Genomic DNA, 12,142 nt, shown 5'->3' with positions numbered 1-12,142 from the left:
TAATTGATCTTTTCATTTTTGAAAGGTAAAAAAATGAATAAAAAATCGCTTTTCTCCATATTGGCTTCTGGGATTGTTATCTTTTTATCTGGATGCAGCTCACTATCAATTATAGAACCTGCCAAAAACTTAACAGAACCGGAAAACAGCATCTTCTTCAAAAAACTTCCGAGAGATAACAAAAACAATCAAGGTTTAAGAATATTGGCGGATCAGGTGCTTGGTAAAGGTCATAAGTGTCAAAATAGTTCTAATAATCCCCAACCCGCTCCAGGACCAAAATACTACGAAGATAAGGCACCACTCTCAGATGAGATGGCGAGCGCAGGTACTATGAAAGAACTGATGAAGAGTCAGTGCGGGGAAAATGGAGATATGAGTATGGGGTATTCTGGAATGCGTGAATTTATAGACGCGATGCATAAAGAGTATGTAAGAGCTTCTTCAGATAACAAAGTTAAACAAAAGATAAAAGACGCGGACGACAAACTTGTATTCAGCAAAGTACTATTAACCTATGCCAAAACTTACTACAAAGGAGATTTTGTTCTACGGGACGGAACAAAGCTAGCGAAACCATCCAAGAGCATCGGATTTAATCAAGAAGGGGTTTTCACCGTGTCGACCGATAACGACGCTTTGATCGGTCTTACCACAGTTTTTCTTGAGGCGTTATCTGAATTTGCATTTCCTACTCCCGTCACGACGAACTCAACGAATAAGATAAGCTATAAGCAATCCTATAACCAAACATCAAAAACGATAGCATCCAAAGAGGATCCAAAAAAATTGTTGCCTCTGTATGAATTACTTTATCTAAAAGAAGAGGATAAGCCTGACTATCTCACTGAATCTAATCTTCAACCCACGGTTTTAACATTAAAGGATAAATTTTTTAATGGACCTCCGTTAGTCGCTGAAAAAGAATTTGGAATATCAGAGATTGAGTTGAAGGCAATGAGACATATATCCAGCAATATAGCCGATGGATCAAAGATGGTTTTAGGAACAACTCTCCGTAGTGCGGGGGGGGCAGGCTTAAGCTTCGGAGCTTTTGCGAAATTATCGATTGGAGATAACGATTCGTTGGTAAAAATTGTCGAAACCGCTATTGAAGTATTAAGTCGGCGTTTGCTCGAATATAGGCTCTATAAATTATTGTACAACGAACCGTTTGAGGACGAGCTAAGGCCTTTTTTTGGAGATTAATGTTACATGTAATGGTGACCTGACCCCGAAATCAGTACCGGTCTAAAGTGGAAATTTCCGACTCAGTAGGCCTGCCGGGCAAGGCATTTTCCTTTGCCTGGCGGGCGAATTCAGCGGGTGTTGCCCACTGTAATGCAGAGTGGGGGCGCGTCTCATTATAGTACTGCCGCCACTCGTCAATCTTGCGCTTGGCGTCTTCTAAAGACAAGAACCAATGCGCATTGAGGCACTCCTGCCGCAATCGTCCGTTGAAGCTTTCCACCTTGGCATTGTCGGTCGGCTTGCCGGGACGGCTGAAGTCGAGTTCGATGCCGCGCTCATAGGCCCACTTATCCATGACCTTGGAAATGAATTCGCTGCCATTGTCGACTTTGATAATGTTGGGCAACCCCCGCCTCGTTGCAATGCGGTTGAGCGTGTTCACGACATCTTCTCCTTTCAGGCTCTGGCCTACCTCGATGGCCAGACTCTCTCTCGTATAGTTATCCACTACAGTCAGTGCTCGCAGCCGCCTGCCATCGAACAACGCATCTGCGACGAAATCCATGCTCCAGATCTGATTAATGGCAGTAACGTGGTGCTTGGGCTGGCGCAGCCGCGCAGATTTGTTACGTTTCGGACGCTTGAGCCGTAATGACAGCCCTTCCTCCCGGTAGAGTCGGTAAACACGCTTGTGATTATCCCTAAAGCCTTCCCGCTGTAACAGGACATGCACGCGCCGGTAACCGTAGTGCACGCGGGCGGCGGCAATTTCCTTGATGCGCATGAGCAGCAATGATGAATCACGGGCGCGAGACTTGTAGACGTACACCGTGCGCGACAGCTTGAGCAATGCGCAGGTCTGCCTCAAGCTGGCGCGGTAACGGTTGCGCAATTCATCAATCAGGATGCGCTTGCAGGAAGGCTTCAGAGCTTTTTTGACAACACATCCTGCAACATGGCCTTGTCCAGGCTCAAGTCCGCGACCAGCCGCTTGAGCTTGGTATTTTCTTCTTCCAGTTGCTTCAGCCGTCTCAGCTCGGACGGCCCCAGCCCACCGTACTTCTTCTTCCAGTTATAAAACGTCGCATCACTGATGCCCATCTTCCTGCAGACTTCTTCAACCGGCGTGCCAAGCTCTGCCTGCTTCAGGGCAAACGCGATCTGCTGCTCCGTATACTTGCTTCTCTTCACGTCATGACTCCTTTCATCAAGGTTAAAATCATGCCGGAAATTCTACTTTTAATCGGTACTGTTTATTGGGGTAGGGTCAAGGCCACAAACAAGGCTTGGGTATTGGGAAACGACCGGTTCAAGCAAAGTATTCAGGGGAAACTGAAGAGGCGGGTAGAGCCTGCGGCCAAGGGTGGAGATAGGCGATCGGAACAATTTAAGACCAATCGAGTCTGACCCCATCGGTGCCGTGTGACCCCATCGGTGCCGTGACCCGCTGCCTTGAGCCTAACAAGCTCTGCCTTGGTTGTAACCGATTTGAGTTGCCCTTTCTCGAAAGTATCAAGAACTTCCTGCTCGTACGCATCAATCTTCGGCATCAGGCTCACCTTGATTCAAATAATCCCTTGTCGCTTTGGACTCGGGATGATGGTCTTGAGGAAGAGGTAGTCTTCTTCCTCGGCAAACGGCACCAGGTAGACGTAGTTGTCCGCAGCAACGACCCCCTATGATTACTCCCCAAGTGGCAGCCCGCCCTTTCCCGTTAATGTCTAGAATATCGATGAGTTTCAGTATCCGCAAGACCAGTCGATCAACCCAGTCCTTATATAGAATTAACAACAGGGAGTAATTAATGAGCACGACAACGTCGTCTTTCCTTCTGATCAGTGAGCCCTCCACGTATAGTGCCATTGCGGCAATGTTCTCTGCCATTGCCGCTTTTTTTTCTTACAGAATCAATAAAAAATCATTGTCATCTAAATTCAATGATCGATTTTATGATATTAATAAACTGATAGTTAGTAATCCCAACGTATATGAAGCATTTTTGAAACAAGCGGATCGATCAAAGGCAGATTATTTTGAAACTACGCCCGTAGATACCTTACATGTACAGCTTAAATCGCTCGTCTATTTCTACCTAAATCTTTTTGAGGAGATGCTTCACGTTCATGAAACAAAGCTGCCGTTCATGAATGGCACTTGGAAAGCCTGGCAACACTACATTTTTAAAAGGCTAAAACATCCCTTAATTAAGGAAGTTGTGTTGGCTGAGTGTAATCTTAGAATTAACGAACAAGGTAAATTAGAAAAATTTGGAGCTGGAGCCAGCATTTTTAACGACAGTCTTATTTTGTTTCTAGTGACCAACTACGAAAAATGGAGCGGTCCTGCTGATAAACGAGTATGGTAATGCTCCTAGCACTGCAAATATGCTGTGAGGCGAACCCGGATACAAAAGCAGAGATTCTATCTTGTATATTTGCTTGTAGAGTAAAATGGACTGGCAGCAAGAATAAGCCTCCATGCGGGTCTAAGAGGTTTGATGGTGGACACCGCTTCCGCCAATCCCGTTCGTAACTGTTTGTTTTTAAATAAACTTATAGTCATAATAAATTTACTGCCCACAAGTGATTGGTCGAGCTTAACGTCGACAGCACAGCAAATTTCATTGTGGACGGCAGATTTATACACAGGCATGTGGTCTGCCGAATTTGGTAAACGCGATCAGTCACCTGATCTTCCTTCGCCTCTTCCTTCGTCGAATTCCATTTTCCGCACGTAATGGATCAGGTGCGGCCTTTTTATTCACACCGCCCCCTGTACGGGTGAGCGTGTCCGACCTATTATTCACCAATAGAGAAATTCGGATTCCTGGGCTGACCGCCCATTCTGACATCAACATCCGCATATTTAACTTCAATCATCGGCGTAGAATCGCCAACCAACGCACCATATTGAGGAGTGTCATCAGGGAAGCCGCAACATAAGTCCATGCCGCGGCATTGAGCAATCGCCGGGCATGCGGCATGTCCCCGTCGATCAGATAACGTTCTCGCTCCAAAATTGGCAAGGCCCGGGCAAAACTCGCATTCAATTCCATCGGCAAGGTCAGTGCGTGCACAAGCGTCGCGCTTCCCAGTGTCAGGATACCCCCGACAAGAAATAGCAATCCCGCCGCGGGAGAGCGCAATAGCGCCATAATCACGGGAGACAGCATCAGGATACCAGCGCCTAGCTTCTCCGCAGGCGCAGCCCATTGCACCAACCTGGTACGCAAGGCAAGAGGCGGGTAGTTATCCTGATGCTGGATCGCATGGCCGACTTCATGCGCTGCAACGGTGATGGCTGTCAACGAGCGGCCGTTGAATTTATCCGGTGTGAGGCGAACCACTTTTTTTAACGGATCATAGTGGTCGCCCGATTCGGTTGCCTCCACCGCGATATGTTGTAAATTGGCCTTATCCAGCAACTTGCGAGCCAGTTGTGCTCCCGTGAATGAATAGCGATCAGCCGGTTCACTATATTTTTCCATGGTATGTTTGACCCAGTAGGAAGGCCCGACAACCAGGAGAGCGATAAAACAGACCAATATCAGATAAAGCATGGCGGGAAGTATCAGTAAAAAAACAACTTTAATGGTAACAGTCTAATGACGGCTTATTGGTGGCACAGGTTGATCATGCGCTTACCCTATCGTTTGATCAATGATGTTCAAAATAATTCATGTTGAATCCCGGTAACATGGTCAAGCGGATGGATCGTTTGATCGCAGCACCCCTTTCTATCAGGACCTATTGGCGAAAACTGGACAAGCACATATAGTGAGTTTGCTTTTGTTTGACTTGCTGCATCTGATGGAATGCGTGCGCAGATTGAATGCTGATGAACTCATGATCGAAACTTCTAACCGTATTGACGATGTTGACGATGCCGCATAACAAAACAGTTCCGCAGGTCAAAGGCGACTTTCTGCTGGGCAATTTAAGCCAGATGATCGCGAATCCGTTTCGGGCCCTTTGTGACTGGCAGCGGGATTACGGTGACTTGGTCAGCTTCAGGTTAGCTGCCCGCCAAATTTATCTCTTCGGTCACCCGAAGCTGTTTGAACAAGCCCTGATCAAGCAAAGCGATGTTTTTGTAAAAATACACGGTGACGGAAAACCGACTGGCCTGGAATTGGTTTTGGGGCAGGGATTAGTAACAAGCCAAGGCGATTTATGGCAAAGGCAACGGCGCTTGATCCAGCCGGTTTTTCAGAGAAGCAATATAACAACGCTGTTGCCACAAATCGCCACCGCTGGCAGCAATATGCTGGATAGATGGCGAAAGCTGGGCGAAGGTGCGGAGATTAACCTGTCCAGGGAAATGACGCAGTTGACGCTGGAGGGGATCACCCAGACCATGTTCAGCACCAGCGTCCTCGATAGAATAGAACAGATATCTCCATCTCTGGATATCTTGCTCAGGTACGCCGCTAAAACTATCGTGAATCCATTGATGCTCCCGTTGTATGTACCTACCCCGGCCAATCAAAAATTCAAACAGGCTTTGGAAATAATCGATGGCGTAATTTACGGAATCATCAATGAGCGTCGCGCTACGCCATCCACGCACAACGACTTGCTGGATATGCTGTTAAAAGCAAGCGATGACGACACCGGTGAAAAGATGACTGACAGGCAGCTTCGGGATGAAGTCATTACCATTTTTGGTGCAGGCCATGAAACCACCGCGAATTTGTTGAGTTGGACCTTATATTTACTAGCCCGGCATCCAGATGTACTCGCTAAGCTGCGTCAGGAACTTGACGGCCTGCTGCAAGGAAAAATACCGGACGCGGCAGATCTGCAGCAGCTTGTTTATACTAAAGCGGTACTCAATGAATCGATGCGCTTCCGTCCACCTGCCGGCATTATGCTGCGTAGAGTCAATAAGGATACCCAGGTTGATGGCTATATGCTAAAGGCTGGCAGACTTGCGATATTCAGCATTTTCAATCTTCATCATCACGCTGATTTTTGGCCGCAACCGGAGCAGTTCGACCCTGAACGGTTTTTAATATCTGAGAATCGCAGGTTTTCGTTTATGCCTTTCGGGACAGGCGAACGCATCTGCATCGGTAGTCATTTTGCATTACTGGAAAGCCAGCTTTTGCTCAGCATGATCGTTCAGCACTGTGAGTTACAGTTGCTTGACACGGACGAAGTCGAGATTGAGATGGCGGTAACCCTGCGCCCCAAAGGTGGAATCCCAGTCCGGGTGAAGTGGCGATAAAATCAATCTTCAGTTCTTGGTTCTGTTATCCACAAAAGCTGTCCGGAAGTGTTGGGGAAATTGCCTTTTGGCTGACCTCTTTGCGCTGACCGCAGGCGGCTTGGTTTTATCGAGTACCGTGTGAGTTGGATGTAAATACTGCTCTATCGTCGTCGGCGAACATGCCCACTTGCACAATGCCGTCGCTGCCGATAGAGCCACGGAACATACCCCTGGTGTTGAAACGCATTGAATAATTACCTTTTGCATCCAGCACGATCAAGCCGCCATCGCCGCCGAGGGCAGCGATTTCCGCCAGCGTATTATCCGCCGCCTCGATAATTGGAATGTGCTGCAACCGTACCTGTGCTGCCGTGTTGAATGCAGCTACGGTGCGAATGAATATTTCTCCGGTGCCAGTCGCGGATACCGCAACCGAACGATTATCCGCGTAGGTTCCGGCGCCGATGACGGGAGAATCCCCTACGCGCCCGAAGCGCTTATTCGTAAGCCCGCCGGTCGATGTGCCGGCGGCGAGATTGCCATGGCGATCCAGCGCCACGGCTCCCACCGTTCCACGCTTTTCATCCACCTTTTCATCCACCTTTTCGTCCATCTGGGGCTGAGGCGTATCGGGAACCACGTCATGGTCCTGCATCAGGCGTTCTTCGGCAATGGCTTTTTGCAGCTGATTCCACCGGAATTGGGTGTGGAAATAAGAAGGATCAACGATCTCCAGGCCCATCTCGGCGGCAAAGGCATCGGCGCCCTGGCCCATCAGCATTACATGCGCGCTTTTCGTCATCACGGCGTTCGCGGCGCGGATGGGGTTGCGTATGGTCGTAACGGCGGCAACAGAACCTGCCATGCGAGTCGAACCATCCATGATGGATGCATCCAGTTCAATGCGACCGGCATTACTGAACACGGCGCCCTTGCCGGCATTGAATAAAGGCGAATCTTCCATTACCACGATTGCTGCGATCACGGCATCGATGCTGCTGCCGCCTGCATCAAGCACTGCATGGCCGGCAGTCAGCGATTGCGCAAGCACCTGTGTATAAGCCCGCTCGAGTTCCTTTGTCAGCTTGCTGGGCGTGATGGTGCCGGCGCCCCCGTGAATCACCAGTCGGATCGGTGAAGTATCCACCCCAGCGGTGTTTGTTCGTACTTTCACGCTTGCATACCTTTCTGATGGCCTATAGCTTCGCTTGGCGTCTGAAGACCTTGAAGGACCTCACGCCTTACGAAAATATATCCGCAAAATATGGTCTAAAAAATCCGGGCGAACTTATCATCAACCTGCACCAGGATATCGTGGGCTAAACACTACATTGTTTCTGGACTAAGATGAAATATGGAGCCGTCCATAAGTAGATCTATTTCAAGAGGCCATCATCAATGCGAGAGTTCGAAGGATACCTAAATACGCTCCAGACCAGGTAGTTACGTGCGCAATGATAGGGATTCTAAAGATCGCTTTTAAACTACTCGTGAACGACAAAGGCAAATATGCTGCCTTATTGGTGGGAATTACTTTTGCCGTGTTTTTGATGGTGCAGATGACATCCATCTTTTTTGGCATTCTGCACAAATCCTCATCTACTGTCATTAATGTGGGGGCTAAAGTCTGGGTGATGGATCCAGCGGTGAATAACGTAGCAAACAGTATCCCTCTGCCGGACTATGTCCTGGATGCCGTTCGAAGCATCAATGGCGTCAAATTTGCTGTCCCGCTATATTCGGGAGGCGCGCTCGTCAAGCTTAGAAGCGGGGTGTTTCAATCCGTGACTGTTATGGGCCTGGATGATAACAGCCTGTTCGGCCGCCCCGAGCTTGTTGAGGGCAAGATCGAGGACATCTATGCGGAAAATGCCTTTATCGTCGTTCAGGACGAAGAAATTCGCAAGCTGGGGAATCCGCGTGTAGGCACAGACTTCGAGCTCAACGATCATCGCGGGGTCATCGTGGGGATTGCCAAGGTAACGGCCAGCGGACTGTTCGGGATTCCCACTCTCTATACGACATACAGCCGAGCGATTCAATACATCCCGTCAACGCGGTTTACGATTTCCTACATTCTTGTTGAGCCGAAAAGCCGCGACGCAATCCTGCATATCCAAGAGCAGGTCAGGCTCCTGGGTTACCAGGCGCTTACACAAGAAGAACTCATGCAGAAAATCTCCAATTACTATAAATATCAAACCGGATTGGGGACCAACATTCTCATCATGACCGTCGTAAGCTTTCTGGTTGGTTTATCAATCTCAGGACAGACATTTTATACCTTCATACTGGAAAATCTTGAAAAATTTGGTGCATTGAAAGCGATTGGCGCCAAAGGACGTGAGCTGGTTTATATGATCCTTTTTCAGGCCATGTTTACGTCACTGGTAGGATATGGATTGACCTGACCCCGAAATCAGTACCGGTCTAAAGTGGAAATTTCCGACTCATGACCTGACCCCGAAATCAGTACCGGTCTAAAGTGGAAATTTCCGACTCAGTAGGCCTGCCGGGCAAGGCATTTTCCTTTGCCTGGCGGGCGAATTCAGCGGGTGTTGCCCACTGTAATGCAGAGTGGGGGCGCGTCTCATTATAGTACTGCCGCCACTCGTCAATCTTGCGCTTGGCGTCTTCTAAAGACAAGAACCAATGCGCATTGAGGCACTCCTGCCGCAATCGTCCGTTGAAGCTTTCCACCTTGGCATTGTCGGTCGGCTTGCCGGGACGGCTGAAGTCGAGTTCGATGCCGCGCTCATAGGCCCACTTATCCATGACCTTGGAAATGAATTCGCTGCCATTGTCGACTTTGATAATGTTGGGCAACCCCCGCCTCGTTGCAATGCGGTTGAGCGTGTTCACGACATCTTCTCCTTTCAGGCTCTGGCCTACCTCGATGGCCAGACTCTCTCTCGTATAGTTATCCACTACAGTCAGTGCTCGCAGCCGCCTGCCATCGAACAACGCATCTGCGACGAAATCCATGCTCCAGATCTGATTAATGGCAGTAACGTGGTGCTTGGGCTGGCGCAGCCGCGCAGATTTGTTACGTTTCGGACGCTTGAGCCGTAATGACAGCCCTTCCTCCCGGTAGAGTCGGTAAACACGCTTGTGATTATCCCTAAAGCCTTCCCGCTGTAACAGGACATGCACGCGCCGGTAACCGTAGTGCACGCGGGCGGCGGCAATTTCCTTGATGCGCATGAGCAGCAATGATGAATCACGGGCGCGAGACTTGTAGACGTACACCGTGCGCGACAGCTTGAGCAATGCGCAGGTCTGCCTCAAGCTGGCGCGGTAACGGTTGCGCAATTCATCAATCAGGATGCGCTTGCAGGAAGGCTTCAGAGCTTTTTTGACAACACATCCTGCAACATGGCCTTGTCCAGGCTCAAGTCCGCGACCAGCCGCTTGAGCTTGGTATTTTCTTCTTCCAGTTGCTTCAGCCGTCTCAGCTCGGACGGCCCCAGCCCACCGTACTTCTTCTTCCAGTTATAAAACGTCGCATCACTGATGCCCATCTTCCTGCAGACTTCTTCAACCGGCGTGCCAAGCTCTGCCTGCTTCAGGGCAAACGCGATCTGCTGCTCCGTATACTTGCTTCTCTTCACGTCATGACTCCTTTCATCAAGGTTAAAATCATGCCGGAAATTCTACTTTTAATCGGTACTGTTTATTGGGGTAGGGTCAGGATTAGGAGTGGGTCTCTGCACTCTCATCATCGCGATCGCGAAGCTCAGAATCCCCGACTATTCCGCCAATATAACCTATACCACCCTGGCGTTTGCGTTCTTCATGGTTCTGATTATCGCTGGAATTTCAAGCTATATCGGGATAAGAAAGGTGCTGAAGATTGAGCCTTTCGATATCTTCAGAGGCTAGGATGTGAATCCTGCAATTTCAGCCAGTGAATTGGCCAAGTGGTTTGGGGAGGGCGATCTCAAAACTTATGCGGTAAAGGATGTGAGTTTCGAAGCCTATTTCGGCGAGATATTTTTTATCGTAGGCCCTTCCGGGAGTGGGAAAACAACCTTATTAAGCATGATTTCCGGCATCCTGCGCCCAAATTCAGGGACTGTAACCGTAGACAGTATCGATATATGGAAACTGGAATCCGATCAGATCGCTGAATTCCGGTTAAATAAGGTTGGTTTCGTATTCCAGGATTATCATCTTTTTCCGCGCCTGACCACAGCTGAGAATGTCGCCATTCCACTCATCCTGAAGAAGCGGGATTGGGACGATTCCATTCGGGAAGCAACGCATTATCTGGAGATAGTAGGACTCAAAAATAAGGTCGAGCTTCCGCCGATGAAATTGAGTGGCGGAGAGCAACAACGGGTTGCCATTGCGAGAGCGCTGGTGAGTCAACCGGATATCCTGATCTTTGATGAGCCTACCGCGTCGCTGGATGGAGATACCGGGCGACGCATCATGGATTTCGTAAAAACCAGCATACTCAGCGACAAGCGCTGTATTTTGATTGTTACCCACGATAGCCGCATCTTCGAGTATGCCCACAGGATCATGAAAATGGAGGATGGCAAGATAGTCGGCATTGAAAAGGGGGCTGGTCATTGAGAAACCAGATCATGATCGCCGTTGCCATCGTCGGCATTATTACCGGTTTGGCAAGCGCCTACCTGTCAGGGCAGCAAAAGAAGCCTCAGCCGCCTGTTTTCAATCCAGCACCAAATCCTTATGCGCAGGGTATCTATTCGAGCGGCATTATTGAAAGCTATCAACCGACAGGAGAAAACATCAACATCTATCCGGAAGTAGCAGGAGTGATTATCCAGATTCTGGTGACTGAAGGACAGGCAGTCAAGCAGGGAACACCTTTACTCAAAATGGATGACTCGGTTCAACGCGCGACGGTAGAACAGCAGCGTTCGCAATCCGAAGCGGCGCATGCGTTACTGGAAGAACTGAAGGCCCAACCAAGAAAAGAGGTTCTGGCTGTTTCCAAAGCGCAACTGGATTATGCGAGGGCCAATCTTAAAACCGTCGAGGTTCAGCTGGAAAAGCTGCAAAACTCTTATGACGCTGATCCCAAGTCCGTGAGCAAGGATAGCCTGGATAATGCGATCAATGCTGTCAAGGCGGCGGAAGCCAATCTCGAGGTTGCTTTGAGCAACTACAATCTGACGAAAGCTGGAGCCTGGAAATACGATATCCAAAACCAAGAGCGGCAATATACCGCATTGTCCAACACTTATATGGCTGGAAGCGCCTTACTGGCAAAATATGTCATCAGGGCGCCGGCCGATGGTGTCATATTGTCCGTAAAAGCAACGGTGGGCAGTTATATTTCATCGCAGGGCGTTTATGGTACTTATACGGAGGATTTCAATCCGATTGTCGTGATGGGAAATCCGGAAAATAATCTCGCCGTAAGATGCTATGTTGATGAGATCCTGATTCATCGGATTCCTGATATCTCAAAAATACATGCACAAATGTTTATTCGCGGCACAAACATTCGTATTCCATTGGAATATGTTCGATTGCAACCCTATGTTTCGCCCAAGATACAGTTATCGAACCAGCGAACGGAACGAGTAGATGTCAGGGTACTCCCGGTACTCTTCCGCTTTGAGAAGCCGAAGGATGTGCAGGTGTATCCTGGCCAGTTAGTGGACGTTTATATCGGTGAGAAGGAGGATGTCTCTGAATAAGCCGTCCGGTTTGCTCAGTAGGGCGGACTGTGGCTGCAGCGGCATCGGGGGAAAGGACGCAA

11 protein-coding genes are annotated in these 12,142 nt (G+C 49.0%); 7 read left to right on the top strand and 4 right to left on the bottom strand.

Annotated elements, in window-relative coordinates:
• The first annotated feature begins 33 nt into the window (after positions 1 to 33).
• Entirely contained in the window at positions 34 to 1,209 is a 1,176-nt protein-coding gene (locus KJS40_RS11030) for a hypothetical protein (protein ID WP_213537755.1), read from the top strand.
• 31 nt (positions 1,210 to 1,240) lie between these two features.
• On the opposite strand, the gene KJS40_RS11025 is transcribed toward KJS40_RS11030, so the two are convergent.
• Positions 1,241 to 2,382 (bottom strand): IS3 family transposase gene (locus KJS40_RS11025; protein WP_213537444.1). Its coding sequence is split into 2 segments (ribosomal slippage): positions 1,241 to 2,130 and positions 2,130 to 2,382, totalling 1,143 coding nucleotides; the frame shifts between segments, so codons are not numbered across the junction.
• 613 nt (positions 2,383 to 2,995) lie between these two features.
• Here KJS40_RS11025 and KJS40_RS11020 point away from each other — a divergent pair.
• Entirely contained in the window at positions 2,996 to 3,556 is a 561-nt protein-coding gene (locus tag KJS40_RS11020; RefSeq protein ID WP_213537753.1) for a hypothetical protein, read from the top strand.
• A gap of 510 nt (positions 3,557 to 4,066) precedes the next feature.
• Here KJS40_RS11020 and KJS40_RS11015 read toward each other — a convergent pair.
• Positions 4,067 to 4,750, bottom strand: coding sequence for a zinc metallopeptidase (locus tag KJS40_RS11015; protein WP_213537751.1), 684 nt, complete (start codon positions 4,748 to 4,750; stop codon positions 4,067 to 4,069).
• 323 nt (positions 4,751 to 5,073) lie between these two features.
• On the opposite strand from KJS40_RS11015, the gene KJS40_RS11010 reads away from it, so the two are divergent.
• Complete coding sequence (locus KJS40_RS11010; protein WP_213537749.1) at positions 5,074 to 6,420, top strand: cytochrome P450; 1,347 nt, start codon at positions 5,074 to 5,076, stop codon at positions 6,418 to 6,420.
• 106 nt (positions 6,421 to 6,526) lie between these two features.
• On the opposite strand, the gene KJS40_RS11005 is transcribed toward KJS40_RS11010, so the two are convergent.
• Complete coding sequence (locus KJS40_RS11005; protein ID WP_244859562.1) at positions 6,527 to 7,576, bottom strand: isoaspartyl peptidase/L-asparaginase; 1,050 nt, start codon at positions 7,574 to 7,576, stop codon at positions 6,527 to 6,529.
• Between the two features lie 280 nt (positions 7,577 to 7,856).
• On the opposite strand from KJS40_RS11005, the gene KJS40_RS11000 reads away from it, so the two are divergent.
• Positions 7,857 to 8,813 carry an ABC transporter permease gene (locus KJS40_RS11000; RefSeq protein ID WP_213537747.1) on the top strand — a complete coding sequence of 319 codons (957 nt, stop codon included), beginning with the start codon at positions 7,857 to 7,859 and terminating at the stop codon, positions 8,811 to 8,813.
• 58 nt (positions 8,814 to 8,871) lie between these two features.
• Here the strand turns inward: KJS40_RS11000 and KJS40_RS10995 are convergent.
• Positions 8,872 to 10,013, bottom strand: a protein-coding gene (locus KJS40_RS10995; RefSeq protein WP_213537444.1) for an IS3 family transposase whose coding sequence is annotated in 2 segments (ribosomal slippage) — positions 8,872 to 9,761 and positions 9,761 to 10,013 — 1,143 coding nt in all. Because the reading frame shifts where the segments join, the coding sequence is not laid out codon by codon here.
• 88 nt (positions 10,014 to 10,101) lie between these two features.
• Between KJS40_RS10995 and KJS40_RS10990 the strand changes: the two genes are divergently transcribed.
• Genes KJS40_RS10990 through KJS40_RS10980 form a run of 3 tightly spaced genes read left to right on the top strand, consistent with a single transcriptional unit; the run spans position 10,102 to position 12,080 of the window.
• Positions 10,102 to 10,284, top strand: coding sequence for a hypothetical protein (locus tag KJS40_RS10990; RefSeq protein ID WP_213537745.1), 183 nt, complete (start codon positions 10,102 to 10,104; stop codon positions 10,282 to 10,284).
• 3 nt (positions 10,285 to 10,287) lie between these two features.
• The gene (locus KJS40_RS10985; protein WP_213537744.1) at positions 10,288 to 10,983 is read left to right on the top strand and encodes an ABC transporter ATP-binding protein; all 696 of its coding nucleotides are present in this window, start codon (positions 10,288 to 10,290) and stop codon (positions 10,981 to 10,983) included.
• Entirely contained in the window at positions 10,980 to 12,080 is a 1,101-nt protein-coding gene (locus tag KJS40_RS10980; protein WP_213537742.1) for a biotin/lipoyl-binding protein, read from the top strand. The genes KJS40_RS10985 and KJS40_RS10980 overlap by 4 nt, the downstream gene beginning before the upstream one ends.
• Positions 12,081 to 12,142: the final 62 nt, after the last annotated feature.

Origin of the sequence: Nitrosospira sp. NRS527, from assembly GCF_018406445.1 — a bacterium.
Taxonomy (GTDB): domain Bacteria; phylum Pseudomonadota; class Gammaproteobacteria; order Burkholderiales; family Nitrosomonadaceae; genus Nitrosospira; species Nitrosospira briensis.
This window is presented reverse-complemented; position numbering and strand designations above follow the sequence as displayed.

Excerpts from the sequence above, each read along its gene's own strand:
- KJS40_RS11020 (WP_213537753.1), top strand. The coding sequence starts at position 2,996 with ATGAGCACGACAACGTCGTCTTTCCTTCTGATCAGTGAGCCCTCCACG.
- KJS40_RS11000 (WP_213537747.1), top strand. The coding sequence starts at position 7,857 with ATGATAGGGATTCTAAAGATCGCTTTTAAACTACTCGTGAACGACAAA.
- KJS40_RS11010 (WP_213537749.1), top strand. The coding sequence starts at position 5,074 with ATGCCGCATAACAAAACAGTTCCGCAGGTCAAAGGCGACTTTCTGCTG.
- KJS40_RS11030 (WP_213537755.1), top strand. The coding sequence starts at position 34 with ATGAATAAAAAATCGCTTTTCTCCATATTGGCTTCTGGGATTGTTATC.
- KJS40_RS11015 (WP_213537751.1), bottom strand. The coding sequence starts at position 4,750 with ATGCTTTATCTGATATTGGTCTGTTTTATCGCTCTCCTGGTTGTCGGG.